The following is a 22,649-nucleotide window of genomic DNA, read 5'->3' on the forward strand; positions in this document are numbered from 1 at the left end:
TGACCCGCAAGCCATGACCGCCCATACCGACACCGTGCTCGTCGTTGACGACACGCAGGAATCGCTCCGTTTCCTGACCGACACGCTGGAATCCTCCGGGATATCGGTGCTGGTGGCGACGAGCGGCGAGGCGGCGCTGCAACTGCTCGACCATGTCGTGCCCGACCTGGTGCTGATGGACGCGGTGATGCCCGGACTGGACGGCTTCGAGACCACCCGCGCGATCAAGGCGCTGCCGGCGCGCGCGCATGTGCCGGTGATCTTCATGACTGGGCTCACCGAAAGCGAGCACGTCGTCCACGCGCTCGATTCAGGCGGGGTCGATTACTTGCGCAAGCCCATCGTCGTGGACGAGCTGCTGGCGCGGGTGCGCGTCCACATGGCCAATGCGCGCATCGCGCACGGCAGCCATTTCGCGCTCGACGCCACCGGGCGCAGCCTCATCGCGGTGCAGGCCGAAGGCCGGATGGGCTGGTGCACCCCCACGGCCGAAAAGCTGCTCCAGACTTTCGCGCCCGACTGGTCGCGCCATGGCGGGGAACTGCCGCCGCTGCTGCTGCCCCCGTTCATGCGCCTGTTCCAGGACGGTGCGGCGCCGGGCACCACCACCAAGCTCGACCTCGAAGGCGGACGCTCGCTCGAAGCGGTGGTGGTCGGCCGCTCGCGCCCCGGCGAACTGCTGGTGCGCGTCAACCTGATCGACCCGCAGGCCGATATCACCTGTTTGCAGGAACACTTCCGCCTCACCCAGCGCGAGGCCGAAGTGCTGCTGTGGATCAGCTACGGCAAGCCCAACCGCGTCATCAGCGAAATCCTGGCGATCAGCCCGCGCACGGTGAACAAGCACCTCGAACAGGTCTTCGAGAAACTGGGCGTGGAAACCCGCGCCGCTGCCGCGGCTTTCGCGGTGCGGGTGATTTCGCAGTAATGGCGGCCCGCGCAGGTTAGGCCAACCTGCGCGGGCCGGTTTTCTTCAGGCCAGCCGGTCCCGCCACTCGTCAGGCGCATCGGGATAAGCCGCCAGGACCGGCCCCAGCGCGGAAACGAGATCGCCCAGCCACGGTTCGAAGCGCTTCCAGTGCTCCACCGCATCGGTGAAGATCGGCTGGCGAACCTGTTCCGAACTCGCGGTGCGGACCGCTCGCTCGGTCTGCCAGAAGGCAAGGCAGGCGTCCTCGAACGGCAAGCCGAGATGGCCGAGCAGCCGCGCCACCTCGCCCGGCGTATCGGCCACCATGCGCTCATAGATCACGCGGTGCACCGCCCCCGGCGCCGCCTGTTCGAATGCCGCCATCTGCGCCGTGTAGTCTCGGTAATAAGCGCCGATCCCGGCGAGATCGTACGTGAAGTCCTGCCCGCGCGCGAAATGCTGCTTCCAGCCGGAGAAGCAGCAGCCCAGCGGATGGCGCCGCGCATCCACGATCCGCGCATTCGGCAGAATCAGGCGGATCAGGCCAAGGTGCTGCCAGTTGTTGGGCATCTTGTCGATGAAGTGCGGCTTGCCGCTCTGCCGGTGCGCGCGGGTGCGCTCGATATACTCTTCTCCCAACCGCGTACGGTCGGCCGGGGAGAGCGAGGCCATCAGCGCGCCGTAGTCGGCGAATTCGCCTTCCTCGATCCGCGATTCGAGGCGCGCGGCGATCATCATCAGATCGGGGAGCTCCATCGTCCCCTCGACCATCGAATGACTGGCGAGAATCTGCTCCACCAGGGTCGATCCGGCGCGCGGCAGGCCCACCACGAAGATCGGATCGGCAGCAAGGCAGCCGCCTTCGCCGCGCCCCGCCAGAAACGGCGCGGTGAAGGTCGCCGCATGATCGCGGGCATGGCGATGCGCCTCCGCAGCGCCGAACGGCTCGCGCGCGGCGCGCAGGCGGTTGCCCGTCTCGTAGTGGCCGAAAGCCTCGGCATCGGCGCCCGCATCCTCCAGCGCCTTGCCGAGCGCGAAGTGCAGGTGCACCGCATCCTCGCCCTGCGCCTGTTCGCCTTCGAGACCGGCCAGCGCCGCGCGCATCGCTGCCAGGTCTTCGGCGCCGAGGCGCACGGTCTTGAGGTTGGCCAGGCTCCACCACGCCTCGCCCAGCGACGGCGCCAGCCGGCCCGCGCGGCGATAGGCGGCAATGGCATCGTCGCGCCGGCCGATCGTCTTGCAGACATGGCCGAGGTTCATCCAGATCCGCGGCTGGTCTTCGCGCCGTTCGAGCAGCGCTTCGTAGATCGCCTTGGCCCCATGCTGCTCCCCCGTCCGCACGAGGAACGAGGCCTTGAGCATGGCATGGGCAGGGCTGAGGGGATTGCGCGCGATCAGTTCGTCAGCCTGGGCAAGCGCTTCGGGAAGGCGGTTCGCCTGGCCTAACACGCGGGCCAGAAGGTCGCGCGCAGCCTCGAAACCCGGGGCCAGCGATATGGCCCGCTCCAGCAAGGCTACCGCATCATCCAGCCGCCCGATCCGCCATGCCAGTTCGCCCATCATGCGAATCGCGGCGGCGTTTTCGGGATCGCGGCGCAGGAAATCGTGCAACAGCTTCTGCGCCGCTTCGAAATGCCCTTCGCCCAGCGCCAGCGCGGCCTTGACCAGATCGGGGTCGCGCGTTGCCGCCCTGACCGCGGCAAGGTCCGCCTGGCCGGCCTCCGCCTCGCGCGTCCGCCCGGTTCCCTGATCGCGAAGCGCCGCCGCCAGTCCGCTCCATGCCGCGCAGAGATCGGGACGCAGGTCACCGGCACGGCGGAACGCGGCTTCGGCCTGAACCGGTTCGCCAAGTTCGCGGCATACCTGCCCCAGTTCCAGGAACACCAGCGCCGCGCGCGGCTGGGTCGCCGCAAGATCGCCGAGAATCGCCCTTGCCGCGCGCCCCTTCCCCATCCGCCGCAAGGCCCGCGCCTCCACCAGCCGCGCCTGCGGATGACCGGGCAGCGCGCGCAGGATTTCCAGCGCCTGGGCATGCGCGATGTCGGGCCTTTCGGCCAGCAATGCCGCCGCATGGAACAAGGCCGTTTCAAGCGTTCCGGTGGCCGGTACTTGGGCGGGAGCGACGGGGGAGTGAGCCATGAAACTCCTATGTGCAACTGCGAAACAGATCTAGGACATATGTTCAGGCTCGTCGAGTCCCGCAACGCGCAAACTGGAAAGTTCGCGCAGGAACCTGAAAGATAAGATCACATTTTAGCGCCTTGACAGCAGAAAAATGACTGTCACTATCCAATTTAGGACGGGTGTTCGGAATGCTGCGATTGCGAAGCATTCCCTTTTATCTCTGGTAATTCGGCGTCGGCGAAGTCTTGTCGGCGAACCCGGAAGGCGTTGCTTCCGGGACAGGAGGAGGTTGCCTTCGCCAGACCCAAAGGGCGCGAAGGCGGTGCACGGCGACCCGCCGGCAAGGCGGGAGCTTTCGGGCCGGGAGAGGGCACGAAACGACAATTTGGGGGTCCATGACATGCACTTGACTACGCGGCATCGTCGCGCCGGTGAACTATGCCTGCTGGCGACGACGATACTCACACCCTTCGCGCGTCCGGCCACGGCCATGGCGCAAGAGGCCGGCGCGCCTCAAGCCTCGGAACAAACCACGGCGCCGTCGTCGGGCCTCACCGATATCGTCGTCACCGCCACGCGCACCTCGGAAAGCGTCCAGCGCGTACCGATCAGCATGCAGGCGCTCGCGCCCGAAAAGCTCGACCAGCGGCAGGTCGCCAACTTCGCCGACTATGCCAATATCCTGCCTTCCGTCAGCTTCGCGACATTGGGCCCCGGCCGCAGCGAACCGTTCTTCCGCGGCATTTCGGTCTCGGGTGGGGCACTGCCGACAGTGGGCGTCTATCTCGATGAAATCCCGCTGACCACCGCAGGCCGCATGCCGGACCTGCACATCTACGATATCGAGCGCATCGAGGCGCTTTCCGGTCCGCAAGGCACGCTGTTCGGCGCCAGTTCGCTGGCCGGCACCCTGCGCATCATCACCCAGAAACCCAAGCTCGGCGAGTTCGAGGCCGGTTACGATGCGCAGATCAACAAGTACGGCGCAGGCGATCCGGGCGCGCAGCTCGAAGGTTTCATGAACCTGCCGGTGTCCGAAAACATCGCGATCCGCCTGATGGGCTACTACCGCCACGATGGCGGCTACATCGACAACACGCCCGGCTCCTACAATTTCAAGCTGGGCGACGACGATCCCGACACCAATTACCTCCTGACCAACGACGATCTGGTCAAGAAGAACTACAACCCCGTAACCGACTGGGGCGGCCGCGCCACCGTTTCGGTGGATCTGGGTGACGACTGGCTGATCATGCCGTCGATCACGTACCAGAACCTCAACGCCAAGGGCTCGTTCAACTACGATCCCGACGTCGGCGACCTCAAGGTCCACGATTATTCGGAAACCTACAACAAGGACAAGTGGTACCAGGCCGCGCTGACCATCCAGGGCCATCTGGGCGACTTCGACCTCGTATCGTCGACCGGCTACTTCAAGCGCCGGATCAAGAACGCCAACGACTACACCTACTACTCGGTCACTTACGACAACTTCGGGCCGGGCTACGAATCCTACCTTCAGTTCAAGGATGCCGACGGAAACTTCCAGAACCCGGCGCAGGCCTATTTCGGCAATCAGCGCCAGAGCAAGTTCACGCAGGAACTGCGGCTTTCCGTGCCGAAGTCCTGGCCCTTCACCCTGACTGCCGGCGCCTTCTACCAGTACCAGAAGCAGAAGACCGACAGCGATTACTACATCAGGGATCTGGGCTATCTCTCGACCTTGCCGATCAACGCCGGGTCCAGCCACGCGGTGAAGCGCGATGCCTTCTACCTCGTGGAAACCAACACGGTGTACAAGGACTTCGCCCTCTTCGCCGAAGGCACTTACGAGATCGTGCCCAATCTCAAGGTGACGGGCGGCATCCGCTACTTCGACACCAAGAACAGCAACTACGGCTTCGGCGGCGTCGAAGCCAGCGCCCGGTCCAGCCGCGCCTACAATACGCTTACCGGCGAACAGGGCTGCGACGTGCCGCTGCCCGACGAGCGGCTGACCTGCATCAACACCGACATCAAATATTCGGAAAAAGGCGAGACTCACAAGCTCAGCCTCGCCTGGCAGGCAACGCCGGACAAGATGCTCTACGCGACCTACTCCACCGGCTTCCGCCCCGGCGGCGGCAACCGCATCGCCCCGACCCAGCCCTACAAGGCCGATACCCTGACCAACTGGGAAATGGGCTTCAAGACCACCTGGGGCAACAACTTCCGCCTCAACGGCGCGGTCTACTACGAACAGTGGAAGGGCGTGCAGTACCTGGTCGTGCCGTTCGGCTTCCAGGGCGCGGGCCTTCGCCTCAATGCCGGCGATGCCCGGGTCTACGGCGTGGAAATGGACGCCGAATGGAAGATCGGCGATCTCATGCTGAGCGCCGCCGGCGCTTACAACGATGCCGCGCTGGCGGAGAATTTCTGCAAGATCACCCGCGATTCTCCCACCTCCGACTATTACCAGCTCGCCTCCTGCCCCGATGTCGGCCAGCAGGCCGCCGCCAAGGGCACCCGCCTGCCGCGCCAGCCCAAGTTCAAGACCAACGCCACCGCGCGCTACAGCTTCATGGTCTCGGATTTCGACGCGTTCGTGCAGGCCGCAGCCTTCTACCAGACCTCCAGCACCTCGGACCTCGACACGTACAACAACAGCCTGCTCGGCAACACCAAGGGGTTCGAGAGCTTCGATTTCTCGGCAGGCTTCAAGAAGGACAACTGGTCGGTGGAAGCCTTCATCCAGAACGCCTTCGACAAGCGTGGGGCACTGAGCAAGAACACCTTCTGCTCGATCGCCTACTGCTCGGACTCGTCGCGAACCTACCCGATCAAGCCGAGGTTCTTCGGGCTGAAGTTCGGCCAGCGGTTCTGACGGTCTCTCACCAACCCACCTTGTCGCCCGCCACGGTTCATCCGTGGCGGGCCTTTTTTTTGGGAAGAACGCGGGTCAGGGGAAGATGCGGCGATGCGCCAGACCGCTCTATGTGGCCTGCGCCAGTTCGAACAGCATTTCGGCCCCGCCTTCCTCACAGGCCAGCGCGGCAAAGCCGGTGACCTGGGCAACGGCGAAGCTGATGCCGTAAAGGTTGCGCCGATGCGGCACTCCGGGGATCGCCCGGGGGTAGCCCGAGGCGAGCAGCACCGGGCCATCCCCGCGCCGCGCCAGACCAAGCCGTGCGCGCGGGCAGTCCCAGTCCAGTTCCACGCCGATCACGCCCTGAAGCATTCCCGGCAGGCACGGCACGCCGCCGGCTTCGCGCGCGGCGATCACCGATGCTCCCGCAGCGCGGGCCTCGGCCACGGCGGCGGCGAACACCGGCTCATGCACGGGATTGGTCGAGCCGAGGCTGAGGTTGATGAGATCGACCCGCTGCGCAGCCGACCAGCGAATCGCGGCGACGAGCGCTGCGGCGCTGGTTTTCAAGCCCTCGCGAAAGACGCGTACCGGCAGGCACATGGCCTCGGGCGCCTTTTCGAGGATCGCGGCCGTGACGGCGGTGCCGTGGCCGAGACGGTCAAGCACGGCGTCCGGGCCGGTGTCGAGGCTGCCGTCGGCAAGCACGGCCACGCCCGGCGCGATACGGGCGGCGTCGATATGATCGTGCCCCGGATGGACCCCGCTGTCGATCACCGCGATGCGCACGCCCCTGCCGGTACGGCCAGGAAACAGCGGCGGCATCGCCCGGTCGGGATCGGGTGCGGTCATGCCGCCTCGCGCTGGTGCGTGCTCACCCGGCCCTCCGCGATCGTCACCACCACGTCCGCCATTTCGGCGAGCAGCGGCTTGTGCGTGATGGCGATGATCGTCGCTTCGGGCAAAGCCTCCCGCAGCAGCGCCGCGACCTGCCGCTCGGTCTCGCTGTCCAGCGCCGAAGTCGGCTCGTCGAGGATCAGCACGTCGGGCTTGCGCAGCAAGGCGCGGGCGATGGCCACGCGCTGGCGCTCTCCCGCCGAAAGGGCAAGGCCGCGCTCCCCGGTGCGGGTTTCGAGGCCCAGCGGCAGCCGCGCGACAAGCGCGTCGAGACCGGCCAGTCGCACCGCTTCCGCAATCTCGCCCGCGCTCGCCTGCGGCCGCGCGAAAGCGACATTGGCGGCGATGGTGTCGTTGAACATGGTGGGAGACTGGTCGACCAGGATCACCTCGCGCCGCAAGTCGGCCAGCGCCAGATCGCGCATGTCGTGCCCGTCCACGGTGACGCGGCCGGAATCGGGATCGAGATAGCGCACCATGAGGTCCGCCATGGTCGACTTGCCGACACCGCTCGGCCCGAGGATCGCGCAGAAGGCGCCGCGCGGGAAAGTCACGTCCACGCCCGCCAGCACCGGGCGGCCGGCATGGGCGAAGGAGACGTTCTCGAAGCGGATGCCCTCCCGCACGCGTGCCAGCGGCAGCGGGTCGGCGCGCTCGGTCACTTCGGGCGGCGTGTCGAACAGCTCGAAGATGCGCGCCAGCGAGACGCGCGCCGAACTGAGGCCGGAAACCAGCCCCATCATCACCTGGATCGGCGCGAAGAGGCGCATCTGGTACGTCATGAAGGCCACCAGCGTGCCGATCGTCATCGTGCCGTCGATGATCCGCGCGCCGCCGTAGATGATGACGGCCGATGTCGTCACCGTCAGCAGCGTGCCGGGCACCGCGCCGGTCATGAACGAGGCGACCTGCATCCGCAGCATGGCGCGCACGAAGGCGTTGTTGCGCGTGGCGAAGCGGCCGACCTCATGCTCGCCGGCGCCGAGCGAGGCGATCACGCGCATGCCCATTACCGTGTCCACCAGCAGGCTGCCCAGATCCGCTCCGCGCTCGCGCATGTCGCGGGTGAGATCGTTGAGGCGGCGCTGATAGTGGCGGAAGGTCAGGACGCAGGCCGGGATCAGTACCACGCTGACCAGGAACAGCTTCCAGTCCAGCCACAGCATGATAGCCACGCTGCCCGCCAGCATCAGCGCATTGCTCAGCACCGAAAGCATGGTGTCGGCGGTGACGCGCTGGATATCGCTGACATCGCTGTTGAGGCGCGACATCAGGTCGCCCAGCCGGAACGATCCGTAGAAGCGCGGCGACAGCGTCTGCAGATGGCGCAGCAGCGCGGCGCGGATATCGAACAGCATCGCCGCCGAAGTGCCGACATAGCGGTAGCTGGCAAGGATATTGAGCGCGAAACCCGCCATCGAAACCGCCACCATGACCGCCGCGATGGTCAGCAGCGCGCGCATGTCGCTCTTGAGCAGGGCCTGGTCGATCATCAGCTTGGAAAGATAGGGCTGCGCAAGGTTCATCGCCGTCGCCACGAGACTGATGACCAGCACGGTGAGCAAGGGCCGCCAGTATGGCGCCAGGAAGGGGCGCAAGCGGCGGTAGGTGCTCCAGTCCGCGATCTTGGGCGGCTCTGTTGGAATGGGGGCGTTCAGGTCACGGTCTCCCGGGGGACGAGGCGGAGGCCCCGCAATTCGTAGCGCGGCTCCGGCAGGCGGGAGAGCGCGGCGGTGCACCATTCGAAGCCTTCCGCCAACGCGGCGAGCTGGGCCTGCCACCAGGCCCCCTTCCCGCCCGTGGCGTAAAACTGCGCGCAGAGCTTGAGGTGGCGCCGCATCGCGGCCAGCAGCATGGAGTGATAATGCGTGGCAAGCGCCTGTGCATTCTCGCCCTCGGCCAGGGCCTGCACCACGGCGGCGGCAAGAACGGCCTCGCGCACGGCCTGCGCGGTGCCATCTCCGCAGATCGGGTCGAAGGCGATGGCCGCCGTACCGCAAGCGAGCCAGCCCGGGGCGGCAAGGCATTCCAGCATGCCGGGCGCGGTTTCGAAGCTGGCGCCGGACAGCCGCGACAGTTCGACCCGCGCACCCAGATGGCGGCTTTGCGGCAGCAGTTCGTCGGGCGATCCGCCGATGGCAAGCAGCCAGCCGGTCGTGTCGCTGACCGGGATCAGGAACAGCCACCCGGTATCGAGCGATTCCACCCGGCAGGCATCGCCGTCTTCCTCGCGCAGCAACCGCACTTGCGCCGCGCCGGATGGCCGCGAACCGAACCGGCGCATGTTTCCCGAGGGAAACGGCATGGCCGCGTGAATGGAAAAATCACTGCATCCATTTGATTTATTTATATTATATATCTCAAGACACTGATCCAGATCACCTTCGTCCAGCACGATCGCGCCGTGATCGAGCGTGGCGGGCTCCTGCCCGCCCCATGCCACTACGCGGCGCTGCACGCGGCGCTTGCCGGCCAGCAGTTCAGGATCGCCAAGACAGTCGCGCATCAGGGACAGCGCCGGATCGCTCAGCATCACCGCCGGGCCGGAAGGACGCGGCGCATCGTCCAGCGTCCAGTCCAGCCCTTGCGCGCCGAGCAGGCGCGCCGTGCAGCGCGCCGCGATCCCGCGCCCCCGGATCGCGGCCGTCATGCTGCGGCCCGGCTCATCACGGTGTGGTGAGGATGCCCGCCATGGTGATGTCGTTGCCAAGCGCCCAGTCCTGTTCATGCTTGAGCGTCGCCGCGTCGAAGACCGAAATCTCGAAGCCCGCGCCATAGATGTAGAGCTTCTTCCCATCGCGCGACATGCCGAAGTAATAGCGCGAACGGCAGGGAAACTCCGACTTTTCCAGTGCGGTGTTGGTGGTGAGGTCGAAGTGCCAGAACTCGCAGCGCTTGGCCCCCAGCTTGCCGGTTTCGGCCACGGTATAGCCCTGCTTGCCATCCGGCGTGACCTGCAGGCCCGACATCGAATCCGGCGCCGGACCGATCGGCGTGAACTTGAACTCGCGCGAGGTCAGGTCGAAGCGGGCGATGCCGAAGACCTTGTTGTGGATGTAGGGATCGGCGGCGTTGAACACCGAGACATAGGCATTGGGATCGTGCAGCGTTTCCAGCGTGCCGCCCATGCTGACATCGCGCATGCCAGGATCTTCCGGCTTGGCGAGGTCGATGCGGTCCGCCACCTTGAGCGTGGCGGTGTCGATCACCCGGATCTTCTTGTCGAAGACATAGAGCGTCTTGCCGTCAGGCGCGATGGCAAGGCGCGTGCGATAGCCCGGCCCTTCGTCTTCCTTGTCGATATCGACGGCGCGGGCGATCTTCTGGGTCTTGAGGTCGATCACCACGTATTGCGGCTTGCTGACGCGGTAGAGATCGATCTCCTTGTCGTAGTGCTGGGCCACCGTGTAGAACCAGCGCCCCGTGGGATCGGCCACGCCGCCGGTGAAACGATAGCGCGTGGTCGGCGTGTTGAGGCTGAACTTGTTCACCACCTTGCGCGAGGCGGCATCCAGAACCTCGATCCCCGATGTCGTCAGCGTGGTGACGTAGATCTTCGAACGATCCGCCGAAAGCTGGATGTTGTCCGGCAGCCCGGTTTCCAGCGTGACCTTCTGGACGACCTTGCCGCTGGCATCGTCAACGAACTGGATCTGGTCGGGATAGCCGCCCAGCACGATGGTGCCGGCCTGCGAAGGTATTGCGGCGAATGCGAGAGCCGAGGCAAGCCCGGCAAGGCCGAGGCGAAGGGTCTTCATGCGGGCGTTCCCAGAATATGAGCGACGGGCCGGGTGAGGGGGAGGCGCGCAGTTCATGGGAACACCAGGTCGAGATTGCGCCAGTCCTTGGTCGCCACGGCGCAGTTGCTGGCCCAGTCCGGCGAATAGTTGACGTGATCGGGCACCTGCACCGGCCAGAAGCAGGTGACATAGCAATCGTAGATGTCGCGCTCCACAGGCTGGCACAGGCCCGCCGTGCCGCCTCCGGCATCGACTTCCCAGCCGGGCGAGAACGACAGCGTGCAGCCCATCGGCACGTGCGGGCGCGGCGCCTGCTGAAGAGCCACCACGTCTTCCTCGGTGGAGGCTTCGAGTGCCGGGGCCACCATGTCGTCGATCCGCTGCGCCTTGCGGTTGATCGGCTTCAAGTGCTTCATGACAGGGCCTTTCGTGCCGCGAAAAGTTCCAGGAATTCAGGGTTTCGCGCGGCGACCGCGCCGTAGATCTTCAGGCAGCGATCGGTCCATTCGCGGATCCAGTCGCAATAGTGCAGGTTGGCGTGGCCGGTATCGCCGTAGCGCACGAAAGCCTCGTGATGGCAGCCACCCGCACAGAGCGGACGCGCCCAGCAACTCTGGCATTCGTACTTCGCGCCGACATGTCCGCGCGACAGGAAGTCCTCGCGCTTCTCGCTGTCGATGCCGCTGGAAATGTGGCCCAGCGTGTGGGTATCGGCATCGGTGAAGCGGTGGCAGGGAGACAGGTCGCCCGAAGGGCTGACGCCCAGCAGGCCGATCCCGGCACCGCAGGGGTGCGACTTGTTGACGCCCTGGATCAGTTCGCCGATCGTTTCCGAGACATTCGAAAAGCCGTGCATCTGCCCGCGCAGGGCATGTTCCAGCCATTCGTCCGCCAGGGCGTGGAAGCCCGCCAGCACCGTGCCCATGCCGCCGTCGTCAAGACCGTAGGCCTGATCGCCGGAATTGGTGACCGGCGCGAAGCCGACCTCGTGGAAGCCGATATCGTCCTTCAGGTGGCGGAAGATGCGGATCACGTCGGTGACACCTTCGGTCAGCGTCACGCGCGCGGTGATCGCGCGGGTCTTGTGCGTGGCGATCAGCTTGCGCAGGCGCGGCTCCATCACCGCGTAGCTGCCCTTGCCGTTCTTGTAGACGCGGTGGCGATCCTGCAATTCGGGCGGACCGTCCATTGAAACGGTGACGCCGACCTGCTGGTCCGACAGGAACTGGATGATCTCATCCGTCAGCAGGGTGGCATTGGTGGTCAGGCTATAGGTGATCGCCCTGCCCTGCGCCGCGGCGCGCTCGTTGGCGTAGAGCACCACGTCGCGCAGCAGCTTGAAGTTCATCAGCGTCTCGCCGCCGAAGAAGGTGATGTGCACGGCCTTGCGACTGCCGGATTCCGCCAGCAGGAAATCGACCGACGACCTGGCCGTATCCAGCGTCATGAACTTCGGCTTGCCCGCAGGCGTGGCGATCTTGTCCGCGCCGAATTCGTAGCAGTAGGTGCAGGCGAGGTTGCACTGGTTGGTAACGTTGAGCACCAGCGCCTGAAGCGGAAAATCGGCCGGCGGGCTGGTGGGCACCGGCGCTTCAGCGGGAGCGATCCGGTCGGAGACGATCCCGCGCACATAGAGCAGTTCGCGGATCAGATCCTCCGCATCGGCCGCCGAATGGCCATGCGCGGTCAGCGCGGAAACCAGCTCTGCGTGCGGCAGTTCCTCGCGGCGCAACCGGGCGATCACCGCCCGCGCGCCTTCGTCCAGCGCGAAGATCGCGCCCGCGCCGACGAGATAGGCGAAGCCCTGCCCTTCGGCCTCGAACTCGTGCAGTTCGCCGATGCTGTAGCGTCCGGCCTTCAGCGATGTCATCGTGTTCATTGCGAGACCTCCGGCTGGTCCCAGCGCTTGTACGCGGGGACGGTGGTGACGAGATAGGCGCGCGCGGCGAGCGGCTTGCCGAACTTGTCCTTTTCGGACCGGGCGGTGGCGACCACCCAGACTTCGCCGTAATTGTTGCGCATGAAGCGGCGGGCCGGATTGGGCCCTTCCTCGCCGGGGGTGAAGAACCCGGCATTGTCGATCTTGCCGACGTAGCTGACATCGTCGTCGTAAGTGACGGTGCGGAACTCATCGAGCTTCCAGTCGGCATCGACGGTGCGGACCACGAAGTCGTCCGCCGTGCCCGGCTTGCCGTCGGCACCGGAAGACCAGCCTTGCGCCGCGAACTGCTCGTAGCCCTTGCCGTACTTGATGCCGCCAAGATGGGAGAGCGAGGTTTCCGGCGTGACCTTCAGGTAATCGATCGTCCTGTAGACCGGCAGCGCCTTCTGGAGCACCGCGCCGCGCAGCGAAACGTCGCGCAGCCCCGGCATCGCATCGGCATCGGCATCCACTGTCACCACCAGTTCGTTCGGGCTTGCCGAGGCGACCTTGCGCACCGTCACGCCGGCACCGAAATCGACTTCACCCGGGGTGAGGCCCGAAGGCAGGTCGGCACCGTACAGGTGCACTTCTGCCCCCTTTGTACCCGTCTTGAGTGCCTCTGGAGCCGCAGCGGCAAGCACCGGTGCGCCCAGGGCGCGGGTCAGTTTCACGTCGAGCCCGAACTCGTGATATTCGCCCCAGTACCAGCGCCCTTCGGCGAAAGTCTGGTCGGGAGAGAACCACATCGTCTCGCGCAGGGTGCCGGTCATGTCGTCCGGCCGCGCCAGAGCGGCGGAACCGCCGGTGGAGGTACCGCGCCACGAAAAGCCGGTATAGGCCAGCGCCGAACCCTTGCGGGTGAAGGTCTTCCCGGTATCGAGCGAGCGCAGGGTCGTGACGGTGGTGAACTCGTTCGAGCCGGGCTTGGGCTGGATCGTCATTTCGCCCACGAAGCGGCCCTGCCCGCGCAGAGAGGCGCTGACCGCCCATTTGCCGCCCAGCATCGGGGTGCGGATACGCGGCTGCCAGGCCGCCCATTCCGGCGTATGCAGCGGCGCCGCCTTGGCGAGATATTCCAGCGCGATCTTCGCGACTTTTTCGGGCTTCTTGCCGTCTTCGCCATCATCGTCCCCGGCATGGGCCGGGTCGGGCCGCTCGTAAGCCATCTGCGCGGTTGGATAGAGCGACATGTGCATGTTCTGCAGCAGCGCCCATTCGCGCTTGCTGCGGCGGGAGGACATCGGCTGCGCAAAGGCATGGCAGCTTGCACAGGCCTGCCGCACCGCCTCGTTGGGGATGTTCGTCTCGTCAAGGATGCGGCGTTCGGCGAGGTACATGACCGAGCGGGCTTCCTCGGGCGCGAGGCCGTGCTGGGTGGAGAGATACTTCACCACCTGCCGCGCCTCTTCAGGCTCGATCGACAGGCCGTTGAGCTTGACCATGCGCTTGATGGCCTGAGACCAGCCCTCTGGCGTCGCGCGGATCCAGGAAATGCGCGAGAGATTGCCCTTGGCGTCCGGCGTGTGGCAGGTGCCGCACTTCTCCATGGTGAGCTGGTCGGTGACGGGAATGCCCGCCTCGCGTTCCACCCAGTCCGCCGGATCCTTGTCCGCCTCGACCTCGCCGCCGACCTGGGCGCCGACCATCATCGGCACGGTGCAGGCCCCCGCGAGCAACATCACCGCAAACGGAATGCGCCGCGCGCCGAGACCGCGCCACGCCGCCGATGCGCGGCGGGATAAGCTTTCCTGCGTGACATGCGGCGTCATGGGCCGCACGGAATTTCTATCGCTGGGACCAGCCCGGCCGCCATGGATACGCGACGCGCTCATCTCTCGTCAGCCCCCTGTTGTTTGGGGAAATGCCCGATTCCCCTTATCTGTCGGAAGAAAACTGGACGACCTTCAAATTTTGGTCAAGCGTCAATTTTGTGCAGTTGCAAAATCATCCGGCACCCCTGTTAGGATCGGCGCCGGGGCTGCGGGAATACGTCATTTACCCCGCCCGTCAGCCGAACGAGACAGCGAGTGCGAGGTCATTCTGCGGCTCGTCATGCTGTACCGCATCATCGCGCGAAGGCCTCGCCCGGAACCCCGCGATCCCCAGCGCGAGGCAACCGGCGACAATGGCGAGGGCCGCCATGACCGGCAATCCGAGCGCGCCCATAAGCCATGTGGCGATGCCTCCCAGGACCGGACCCGCGATCATGCCGAGGCTGTGCGTGCAGGTAACGAAGCGGCGGAACAGCCGGTCCTCGCTCGCCCCCGAAGCGAGGCCGGACGTACGCACGATGATTGCGGTGGAGCCGAGATTGAACAGCACGATCGCCAGCACGAAGGCCATGTCTCCGCCGCGAGCGCCGGCGATCGGCGCCAGCAGCATCGCCCCCGCCACAAGGCCGCTGACAACGGGCGGAACTACCGGCTTCTCGCGCATGACGGCGAGTGCCGTCGCCGCGCCCGCGATGGAGCCCATTGCCACGGCCCGCCCCACCACGTCCTCGCTGATCCGCCACTCGATCGCCAATGCGCCGGCAAAGGACCAGACCATCATCGTCGCGCAAATGAATGCGAGCGCCGACGCCGCGTAGAGCCAGCCCTGCATTCCAACGGGTTGACGCTCCTCACCCGCCGGTGCGGCAGGGCATCTGGCCGGGGAAGAGCCGGGTACCGCCGCCCCGCCCAGTGCCGCCGGGAACAGCAGAAACGCCGCAAGCACCGCGAGCGGCGCGAGGCAAAGTGTCATCAGCGCCATCCTCGGCCCGAGCATGTCAGACACTATTGGGAGAAGCACCGCCACGACGGTGGAAATGACAAGCTGCACCAGGAACACCGCGCCATAGGCGCCTGAGGGACGGTTCTGCGCGGCACTTGCCATGGCATGCGTGTAAAGGAGGCCCATTGCCATGCCGTAGCCCGCGCGGATCGCCATGAGCGGCATGGCCGCGCCGACGTTTACGGTAGCCAGACCCGCAACGAATGCCCCAAGCGCGGCGAGCACGAAGAGGCGGCCCGGCATATCGCGCCCGAACACCCATGCCGTTACCGAGCCGAGCGCCATGCCGCCCTGCGTCGCGCCGACGATCCAGCCATGCGATTGCGGCGGCACATGATGGGCCGCGGTCAACAGGGTGAGAAAGACCGGGTCGATACCCGGCTGAAGCAGAGCCAGCGACGCAACGGCGACGGCAGGCAGGACGAGACGATCACGAAAGCTGTGCGAACCCATGATAACCCCCTGTACCATGGCACGATTGTCCGTGCCTTGGCCCCTCAGGTTACCTTTCCGCCCCGCGCTTCCCGATCGCGTCCGAGTCGATCACGTCAGGGCGCTTGTCAGGCTGGCAATTTCACCGGGTTTCACATTTTTGACAAGGTGCACGAACCATTCGAGCGAGATCGCGGTGATTGCGGGCATCCGGGCCTTCCACGGCTTGTCGAAGCCGAGGAACGGCGTGGTGCCTTCCATCGAAGCGCTTATGAACAGCGCCAGGGTGCGAACCTCATCCTCGCTCAGGTTCGGATTGAGCGGACGGATATGCTCGCTCAGAACGTCGTGGACCTTGCCATAGAATGCGTGGATCCGCTCGGCGATGAAGTCATTGTGATTGGCCAGGGCCCAGAGCTCGGTGAACAGGCGCGTGGTGCGCTTGGTCGAAATGTCGTCTAGACACATGGTGATGACCAGTCGCAGACGATCTTCGTCCGGGATTTCGGCCTGACGGACGTTCACTTCCAGCTTGGCATCGTAATGCGCCATGATGTCGTCCAGCAGGACCTGAACCAGCATTTCCTTGCGCGGGAAATGATAGCTGACGTTGCCCACCCGCAATCCGCAGGCGGCGGCGACGCGGCGGATCGTGAAAGCCGTTGCCCCCTCTTCGATCAGGACGCTGAGCGCCGCCTTGAGAATCGCGTCTACCGTCTCGGTGCCGCGTGCATAGACGCCGGGACGGGAGACGGAATCACTGTCGATCTGGGCCACGGACTACCTCTTGAATCACAATCGAGGCCGCAGCCAGGGCACTGGCGGCAGCACGAACGACGCAGTTGCAAGGACACCGCATCGGCCGGCCCCACGCTGATGAGACGGGGCGTTGCCGAGGCCTTGCGCCATGAACGCCCGCATGGGGTAAATGACGCATACACGAAGGCAGCGACGACCGATAGGCACTCAGGTTTTTTCCATATCGGCCATCGATTTGGCCGCTTGACGAATACTGGATAATCGTCAAGTATTGAAATCTCTCCCACCATGACGGGAATGATCCGCTCCATGAAAAGAATGCTCGCCGCGTCGCTCGTTCCGGCGCTTGTCCTCGCCGCGCCCGCACTGTCGGCAGGGCCGCAGGTCTACGGCGCACGCTGCGCGATGTGCCACAAGGCCGATGGGGCCGGCGCTCCAGGCCAGTTTCCGCGCCTCAACGGCCGCGCCGCGCAGATCGCCGGATCGCCGGCGGGCCGTGCCTATCTCGTCAAGGCCGTGCTGTTCGGCGTGACCGGCCCGATCACCGTGGACGGCCGGAAGATCGGCGGAATGATGCCGGCGATGAGCATGATGAAGGACCAGGATGTGGCAGACGTGCTCAACCACCTCGTGTCGCTGGGCAAGGGCGGCAAGCCGGTGAAACCGTTCACGCCAGCCGAGGTCAAGGCCGTGCGCGATGGGGGCAAGGTGCCGCCTGCGGCTGTCGGCAAGGAACATGTGGACCTCGCCGCCAGGGGCGTGATTCCCTGAACCCGAAAAGCGGCGTCCGGCTCGCAGCGCTGGCACGGCGGCACTGTCGAAATCTGTGCCGCCCGTCTGGTCTGTCCCGCGCGGAGCGATTAGGCACAGTGGCGATGTCCAGAATCTCCATGCTGATCGCCGCCCTGTGTGCCACAGTCCCCGTCGCTTCCATCCCCGCCGAGGCCGCTTCCGTGACCCAAAAATCTTCAGGGCAGCCCCCGGCTCCGGCCGCTCCGCAACTCGATTTCGAGCGCGTCTTCGCCAGCCCCTCGCTTGACGGCCCGCAGCCGCGCGAGGTGAAGATCTCGCCCGACGGACGATATCTCACCCTGCTGCGCAACCGCACCGAGGACCGCCAGCGCTACGACCTTTGGGGCTACGACCGCGAAAGCGGCGAATGGCGGATGCTGGTGGATTCGCTCAAGCTCGGCTCCAACCGCGCGCTTTCCGAAGCGGAGAAGATGCAGCGCGAACGCAAGCGCGTGGGAGACCTCAAGGGCATCGTCGCCTATGGCTGGAGTGATGACGGCCGCTCGATCATCGTCCCGCTGGACGGCGATCTCTATCTTGCCGGGCTGGACGGTTCGGTGCGGCGCCTCACCGATTCCCCCGAAGACGAACTGAATTCCGCGCTCAGCCCCGGCGGCAAGTACCTTTCCTTCGTGCGGGACCAGCGGCTCTGGGTCGGTTCGCTCGAACAGGGCGCGCAGAAGCCCGTCACGCCGGAAGAAGGCGCAAAGACCGTCCACTGGGGCGAGGCGGAATTCGTCGCCCAGGAAGAGATGGACCGCATGGCGGGTTACTGGTGGTCGCCCGACGACAGCCGTATCGCCGTGGAACGCTACGACGAAGCGCCGGTCAAGATCGTAACCCGCGCCGCGATCGGCGCCGAGGGCACCCGCACGTACGAGCAGCGCTACCCGGCGGCCGGAACACCCAACGTGCTCGTCTCGCTCTTCGTGATGAAGCCCGACGGCAGCGGCAAGGTGCAGGTCGATCTCGGCAAGGAAACCGACATCTACGTTGCCCGCGTCAACTGGGCGCGTGACGGCAAGACGCTTTATGTCCAGCGGCAGGACCGCGCGCAGAGCCGGATCGACATGCTCGCGGTCGATCCCGATACCGGCAAGAGCCGCGTGCTCTTCACCGAAACGGCGGCACCGGAAAGCTGGATCAACCTGTCGAGCAATTACCGCTTCCTCAAGGACGGCAGCCTCGTCTGGTGGTCGGAGCGGGACGGTTACGGCCACCTCTACCACTTCGCCGGCGGCAAATGGCGCCAGTTGACCTCCGGACACTGGGCCGTGACCCGGCTCGTATCGGTCGATGAAGACCGCGGGCGCATCCTCTTCACCGGCACGAAGGACGACGTGCTGGCCCCGCAGCTCTACGCCATCGACCTTGCCAAGCCGGGCGCGCCGATGCGGCTGACGGAGAAAGGCTGGTTCAACGCCGCCGTTGCCAACAAGGACGGACGCACGCTGGTCGTCACCCGCTCCTCGCCCACCCAGCCTTCGCAAAGCTATGTGGCCGACGCCGATGGCAAGCGGCTCGCCTGGGTGGAGGAAAACCGGCTGGACGGCGCGCATCCCTATGCGCCCTATCTTGCCGCGCACCGCACGCCCACCTTCGGCACAATCAAGGCCGAGGACGGCAGCGACCTGCACTGGCTGATGATCACGCCCAAGATGGAGCCCGGCAAGCGCTACCCGGTGTTCTTCGAACACTACGGCGGCCCGCATAGCCAGCAGGTTGCGCGCCAGTGGCTGGGCGCCCTTCCGCAGGCCATCGTCGACAAGGGCTACATCTATTTCCGCATCGACAATCGCGGCAGCCCCAATCGCGGCGTGGCGTTCGAAAGCCAGATTCGCCACAAGATGGGCACCGTGGAAGTGGCTGACCAGCGTTCGGGAGCGGCGTATCTCAAGTCCCTGGACTTCGTCGACCCGAAGAAGATCGCGACCTATGGCTGGTCCTACGGCGGCTACATGACGTTGAAGATGCTTCAGGCCGATCACGGCCTTTACGCGGCAGGCATCTCCGGCGCCCCGGTCACGAAGTGGGAGCTTTACGACACCCATTACACCGAACGGTACATGGGCGACCCGCGTCTTGTGCCGGAAGCCTACAAGGCCTCCGACGCGATCGAGAACGCGGCGAAGATCAGCGATCCGCTGCTGCTGATCCACGGCATGTCGGACGACAACGTGGTGTTCGAAAACAGCACCGTGCTCATCTCCCGGCTGCAGGCCGAAGCGGTGCCGTTCGAGATGATGCTCTATCCCGGCTATACCCATGCGGTGAAGGGGCCGAAGATCAGCAAGCACGTCTGGGAAACGATCTTCGCGTTTCTCGGCCGCCACGGCGTGACTGCGCCGCAGTAATCGCCGGAACCGTCAAAGTCGGGCGGGGCAGGAAACGTGCCCCGCCTTGCCGTCAGGAACCCTGCAGCAGGCGATAAGCCCCGCCCATGAGCTGCGTCACCTCGTCGCGGCTCAGCACATATTGCGGTTCGTAGCTCAGGCCGACCTGCCGCGAACGGCGCCAGTGATCCACGTAAAGCCCCTTGTCCTGTCCGAACACCGAATGGACATGGCGGGCGAGTTCGGGCGGGCAATCGCTGGAGTTGGCTGCTCGGAAGATCGCGATATCGGCGATGTAGGGTCCGACCATCACCCACAAGTGTCCGTTCCACTGTGGCTCATCGTCGCCGAAAACGGCGGGTCCGTCAAACGGCAGGCGATCCCCGTAGACGGGCTTGCCATCCACCGCGAGGGTTCCCGCAACGACATGGACCGGCGCGGCCAGATGGCGATCGAGCTGCACCGCGAAGGCAGCGGTAAGATAAGCGGCATTGCCGCCAGGCGTCTTGGGGAAGACCTTCAGGAGTTCGACCGCCGTGCCCGCAAGCTTCATCCGATCGGCATCGCCCAGTTCGTAGGCCTTGAACGCCTTCGCTTCCGGCCAGCCATGGCGCGCCGCCACGAGAGTGCCGAGTTGCATGAGGTCTTTTGCTGCTGCCATTACGATTCCCAGGTGGTACGCTCACCGCGAACGCCGGGGCGGGCCCATAGACCAGCAGGCGCGGCGCGCCAAGCCGCACGGCCATCCGGGTTTACCCGGCCTTCATCGCCCTGCCGATCCCGCTACCCCGCCGGCGATGCCGCCGGCACGCCAATCGACGGCCACGGCGCTTTGCGTCATGTTCGGGAAACGGCTGGGCAAAGAACAGAAAGCCGGCTGCAAAACGGGGGAGAACAGGGATGCTCGACGCGGCGACGATCATCGGCGAGGCAGAGGCGAAGGTCGGCATTGCCGATACCGATCCCGGCGCCCGCCAGAATCTCGAACACCTGCTGGCTTCTCTGCGGGAAAGCTTTCCGATGTCGGCCGAAGGCGAAGCGGGAACGCGCGCCATGTTGACGATGGATGCGGTGAACCGCCTCGAAAGCCTCAAATGGCTGCGCGACCAGCCGGAAATCGGCGAGGAGCGGATCGAGGCTCCGGTCTTCCTGATGGGCCTGCCGCGCTCTGGCACAACCTATTTCCAGTACCTGTTCGACCGGGACCCCCGCTTCCGCCTGATCCGCACCTGGGAATCGACCCTGCCCTCGCCGCCGCCGGGCTTCGACCCCGCCTCGATCGCACCGCGCCGCGCGGCCTGGACGGAAATGCAGAAGCGCCGCGGCCATTTCGAAGGCTTCGAGGCGCTGCACCTCTATGACGAGGATGGGTCCGACGAATGCCACGCCTTCCTCGAACAGAGCTGGGGCGCGGCGGGATTGCACAACCTCTACCGCGTACCCGCCTATTTCGAATGGCTGACGCAGGGGCTCGACCTGGAAGCCAGTTACCGCATCCACAAGCGGCAGCTCCAGTGCCTGCAGTGGCGCGGTCCGCGAAAGCCCTGGGCGCTCAAGTACCCCAACCACGTCCTTGCCATGGATGCGATCCTCGCCGTCCATCCCGACGCGCGCATGGTCATGACCCATCGCGATCCGGCCCAGGTCGTGGCCTCGATCGCCAAGATGACGTGGAACCTGCGCTCGTCCCGCGCCGCCAGTCCGGTAGACAGGCACGAAGTGGGCAGGGATATGCGCGCCTTCATCCGCCGGCATGTCGACCGCATCCTGGAATTCGACAGGGGGCCACAGGGCGGCCGGGTTGTCCACGTGGACTATTACGCGCTCGTCGCAAGTCCCGTGGGAGAACTGCGACGCATCCATGCGGGTATCGGCATCGACACGCCGGAAAGCGTATCGCGCGCCGTGGCGGACTGGCATGAGGCCAACCCGAGGCATGCGCGCGGCCGCAACGACTATTCGCTGGAGCAATACGGGCTCGACGCGGATGACCTGCGCGCAGAGTTCGCCGACTACATCGGCCGCTTCGCCATCCCCTCCGAAGCCGAAGGCACTGCCCGCGCCGGAGCGACCGCATGAGCGCTGGCTGGGAAACGCTGAACGCCGCCATCGGCGATGCCCGGGGCCTCGTTGCCGCCACCGCACCCGACCCGGACACCGCCGCCGAAGGGCAGGCCTACGTCAACCGGATGGTGGCCGCCGCACTGGGCGGCGGGCTGCTGGGCCATCACTTCCGCGCAGGCGGCCTGACACGCGCCCTTCCCGTCCACGGCGGCCCCAACCCCGATTACCTGCTGTATCATGCGGCGATCGATCCTGCAGGGCGCTACCGCCTTTCCGGCATACTGAATGGCTCGGAACGCGTCTCCGTGAGCCTGTTTGCACTGGGCCGCAACGGTGCGCCGCTTCTCGTCGGTCATGCCGCGTTCGACCCTGCGACCTGCCCGGACGGCACGTTTGCGATCGACCTTGCACCCGATGCCGCGGGTCCGCACGGGCTGGCGATACCGCCAGAGGCGCGCATCGTGATGTGCCGTATCCTCCACCGCGACACGTCCCTGCCCGCCGCCCTCGAGCTCGCCAGCGACAATCCCGCCCCGGCGCCCGCCCTTGCTCCCGGAAATGGTGACGAGGCCCTCGTCCGCGCGGCGGGGATGCTGCGCGCGAACCTTGCCGAATACCTGCAATGGACAGCCGCTGCGCTGGAACTGCAAAACCGGCTGGACACCGCGCCGCGCGAACTGGCCGAGACGGTCCAGGGGGACGGCGATACCCGCTATTTCCTGGGCGGCTTCGACCTTGCGGAACATGAATGGCTGGAAGTGACGATGCCGCCGGGCCTCAGGGGCTACTGGTCGCTTCACGTCTACAGCTATTGGTACGAGCACCTCCAGCGACCCGGCGTTCATGACCGCAATGCCGTGGTCGATCCTGACGGCCGGGTGCGCATTGCGGTTGGCCCGGGATGGCCCGCCGATGCCCGCAACCGGATTGACACCGCCGGGCGGCGGAAGGGCGCCTTCATCTGCCGGATCGTCGGCAAGGACCAGCCTCAGGCTTGCCCGCAGACCGGGCTGCATCGCAAGCCGAAGATCAGAAACCGGTCGGCGCCCTAAGT

Annotated in this window: 17 protein-coding genes; 6 read left to right on the forward strand and 11 right to left on the reverse strand. The window is 65.8% G+C overall.

Going from position 1 to position 22,649, the window contains the following annotated elements:
- The first annotated feature begins 13 nt into the window (after nt 1–13).
- Nucleotides 14–928, forward strand: coding sequence for a DNA-binding response regulator (locus tag U9J33_RS20640; protein WP_324699841.1), 915 nt, complete (start codon nt 14–16; stop codon nt 926–928).
- Nucleotides 929–973: 45 nt separating this feature from the next.
- Here U9J33_RS20640 and U9J33_RS20645 read toward each other — a convergent pair whose 3' ends face one another.
- The gene (locus U9J33_RS20645) at nt 974–3,049 is read right to left on the reverse strand and encodes a tetratricopeptide repeat-containing sulfotransferase family protein (protein ID WP_324699842.1); all 2,076 of its coding nucleotides are present in this window, start codon (nt 3,047–3,049) and stop codon (nt 974–976) included.
- A 385-nt stretch (nt 3,050–3,434) separates the two neighbouring features.
- On the opposite strand from U9J33_RS20645, the gene U9J33_RS20650 reads away from it, so the two are divergent.
- Nucleotides 3,435–5,897 carry a TonB-dependent receptor gene (locus U9J33_RS20650; RefSeq protein WP_324699843.1) on the forward strand — a complete coding sequence of 821 codons (2,463 nt, stop codon included), beginning with the start codon at nt 3,435–3,437 and terminating at the stop codon, nt 5,895–5,897.
- Between the two features lie 108 nt (nt 5,898–6,005).
- Here the strand turns inward: U9J33_RS20650 and U9J33_RS20655 are convergent, their stop codons facing one another.
- The 9 genes from U9J33_RS20655 to U9J33_RS20695 all read right to left on the reverse strand — a co-directional run bounded on the left by U9J33_RS20655 (nt 6,006) and on the right by U9J33_RS20695 (nt 16,424).
- Nucleotides 6,006–6,731, reverse strand: coding sequence for a S8 family serine peptidase (locus U9J33_RS20655; protein WP_292636622.1), 726 nt, complete (start codon nt 6,729–6,731; stop codon nt 6,006–6,008).
- Nucleotides 6,728–8,518: an ABC transporter ATP-binding protein gene (locus U9J33_RS20660; RefSeq protein ID WP_420719918.1), complete on the reverse strand. Its 1,791-nt coding sequence runs from the start codon at nt 8,516–8,518 to the stop codon at nt 6,728–6,730. The genes U9J33_RS20655 and U9J33_RS20660 overlap by 4 nt, the downstream gene beginning before the upstream one ends.
- The gene (locus tag U9J33_RS20665) at nt 8,431–9,426 is read right to left on the reverse strand and encodes a hypothetical protein (protein ID WP_324699846.1); all 996 of its coding nucleotides are present in this window, start codon (nt 9,424–9,426) and stop codon (nt 8,431–8,433) included. The genes U9J33_RS20660 and U9J33_RS20665 overlap by 88 nt, the downstream gene beginning before the upstream one ends.
- A gap of 16 nt (nt 9,427–9,442) precedes the next feature.
- Nucleotides 9,443–10,534, reverse strand: coding sequence for a YncE family protein (locus tag U9J33_RS20670; RefSeq protein ID WP_132469660.1), 1,092 nt, complete (start codon nt 10,532–10,534; stop codon nt 9,443–9,445).
- Nucleotides 10,535–10,587: 53 nt separating this feature from the next.
- The gene (qhpC, locus tag U9J33_RS20675) at nt 10,588–10,932 is read right to left on the reverse strand and encodes a quinohemoprotein amine dehydrogenase subunit gamma (RefSeq protein ID WP_054438587.1); all 345 of its coding nucleotides are present in this window, start codon (nt 10,930–10,932) and stop codon (nt 10,588–10,590) included.
- A complete protein-coding gene (gene peaB / locus U9J33_RS20680; protein ID WP_324699847.1) occupies nt 10,929–12,395 on the reverse strand; it encodes a quinohemoprotein amine dehydrogenase maturation protein in 1,467 nt (488 codons plus the stop codon). Before peaB ends, qhpC begins: the two co-directional genes overlap by 4 nt.
- A complete protein-coding gene (peaA, locus tag U9J33_RS20685) occupies nt 12,392–14,209 on the reverse strand; it encodes a quinohemoprotein amine dehydrogenase subunit alpha (protein WP_324699848.1) in 1,818 nt (605 codons plus the stop codon). The genes peaB and peaA overlap by 4 nt, the downstream gene beginning before the upstream one ends.
- Nucleotides 14,210–14,447: 238 nt before the next feature.
- A complete protein-coding gene (locus tag U9J33_RS20690) occupies nt 14,448–15,668 on the reverse strand; it encodes an MFS transporter (protein WP_324699849.1) in 1,221 nt (406 codons plus the stop codon).
- Between the two features lie 90 nt (nt 15,669–15,758).
- Nucleotides 15,759–16,424, reverse strand: coding sequence for a TetR/AcrR family transcriptional regulator (locus U9J33_RS20695; protein ID WP_324699850.1), 666 nt, complete (start codon nt 16,422–16,424; stop codon nt 15,759–15,761).
- Between the two features lie 291 nt (nt 16,425–16,715).
- Between U9J33_RS20695 and U9J33_RS20700 the strand changes: the two genes are divergently transcribed.
- Nucleotides 16,716–17,177 (forward strand): cytochrome c, encoded by a 462-nt coding sequence (locus U9J33_RS20700; protein WP_324699852.1) that lies wholly within the window; start codon nt 16,716–16,718, stop codon nt 17,175–17,177.
- A gap of 104 nt (nt 17,178–17,281) precedes the next feature.
- Nucleotides 17,282–19,552, forward strand: a complete 2,271-nt coding sequence (locus U9J33_RS20705) for a DPP IV N-terminal domain-containing protein (RefSeq protein WP_324699854.1) — start codon at nt 17,282–17,284, stop codon at nt 19,550–19,552.
- 52 nt (nt 19,553–19,604) lie between these two features.
- Here U9J33_RS20705 and U9J33_RS20710 read toward each other — a convergent pair whose 3' ends face one another.
- Nucleotides 19,605–20,192: a hypothetical protein gene (locus U9J33_RS20710; RefSeq protein WP_185999080.1), complete on the reverse strand. Its 588-nt coding sequence runs from the start codon at nt 20,190–20,192 to the stop codon at nt 19,605–19,607.
- Nucleotides 20,193–20,431: 239 nt separating this feature from the next.
- Between U9J33_RS20710 and U9J33_RS20715 the strand changes: the two genes are divergently transcribed.
- Together U9J33_RS20715 and U9J33_RS20720 are read left to right on the forward strand one after the other, a co-directional pair.
- Entirely contained in the window at nt 20,432–21,610 is a 1,179-nt protein-coding gene (locus U9J33_RS20715; protein ID WP_324699856.1) for a sulfotransferase, read from the forward strand.
- Nucleotides 21,607–22,647: a DUF1254 domain-containing protein gene (locus tag U9J33_RS20720; RefSeq protein WP_324699858.1), complete on the forward strand. Its 1,041-nt coding sequence runs from the start codon at nt 21,607–21,609 to the stop codon at nt 22,645–22,647. Before U9J33_RS20715 ends, U9J33_RS20720 begins: the two co-directional genes overlap by 4 nt.
- Nucleotides 22,648–22,649: the final 2 nt, after the last annotated feature.

The sequence above is a fragment of the Novosphingobium sp. RL4 genome, from assembly GCF_035658495.1.
Classification (GTDB): domain Bacteria; phylum Pseudomonadota; class Alphaproteobacteria; order Sphingomonadales; family Sphingomonadaceae; genus Novosphingobium.

Excerpts from the sequence above, each read along its gene's own strand:
- U9J33_RS20640 (WP_324699841.1), top strand. The coding sequence starts at position 14 with ATGACCGCCCATACCGACACCGTGCTCGTCGTTGACGACACGCAGGAA.
- U9J33_RS20645 (WP_324699842.1), bottom strand. The coding sequence starts at position 3,049 with ATGGCTCACTCCCCCGTCGCTCCCGCCCAAGTACCGGCCACCGGAACG.
- U9J33_RS20650 (WP_324699843.1), top strand. The coding sequence starts at position 3,435 with ATGCACTTGACTACGCGGCATCGTCGCGCCGGTGAACTATGCCTGCTG.
- U9J33_RS20655 (WP_292636622.1), bottom strand. The coding sequence starts at position 6,731 with ATGACCGCACCCGATCCCGACCGGGCGATGCCGCCGCTGTTTCCTGGC.
- U9J33_RS20660 (WP_420719918.1), bottom strand. The coding sequence starts at position 8,518 with ATGGTGCACCGCCGCGCTCTCCCGCCTGCCGGAGCCGCGCTACGAATT.
- U9J33_RS20665 (WP_324699846.1), bottom strand. The coding sequence starts at position 9,426 with ATGACGGCCGCGATCCGGGGGCGCGGGATCGCGGCGCGCTGCACGGCG.
- U9J33_RS20670 (WP_132469660.1), bottom strand. The coding sequence starts at position 10,534 with ATGAAGACCCTTCGCCTCGGCCTTGCCGGGCTTGCCTCGGCTCTCGCA.
- qhpC (WP_054438587.1), bottom strand. The coding sequence starts at position 10,932 with ATGAAGCACTTGAAGCCGATCAACCGCAAGGCGCAGCGGATCGACGAC.
- peaB (WP_324699847.1), bottom strand. The coding sequence starts at position 12,395 with ATGAACACGATGACATCGCTGAAGGCCGGACGCTACAGCATCGGCGAA.
- peaA (WP_324699848.1), bottom strand. The coding sequence starts at position 14,209 with ATGACGCCGCATGTCACGCAGGAAAGCTTATCCCGCCGCGCATCGGCG.
- U9J33_RS20690 (WP_324699849.1), bottom strand. The coding sequence starts at position 15,668 with ATGGGTTCGCACAGCTTTCGTGATCGTCTCGTCCTGCCTGCCGTCGCC.
- U9J33_RS20700 (WP_324699852.1), top strand. The coding sequence starts at position 16,716 with ATGAAAAGAATGCTCGCCGCGTCGCTCGTTCCGGCGCTTGTCCTCGCC.
- U9J33_RS20705 (WP_324699854.1), top strand. The coding sequence starts at position 17,282 with ATGTCCAGAATCTCCATGCTGATCGCCGCCCTGTGTGCCACAGTCCCC.
- U9J33_RS20710 (WP_185999080.1), bottom strand. The coding sequence starts at position 20,192 with ATGGCAGCAGCAAAAGACCTCATGCAACTCGGCACTCTCGTGGCGGCG.
- U9J33_RS20715 (WP_324699856.1), top strand. The coding sequence starts at position 20,432 with ATGCTCGACGCGGCGACGATCATCGGCGAGGCAGAGGCGAAGGTCGGC.
- U9J33_RS20720 (WP_324699858.1), top strand. The coding sequence starts at position 21,607 with ATGAGCGCTGGCTGGGAAACGCTGAACGCCGCCATCGGCGATGCCCGG.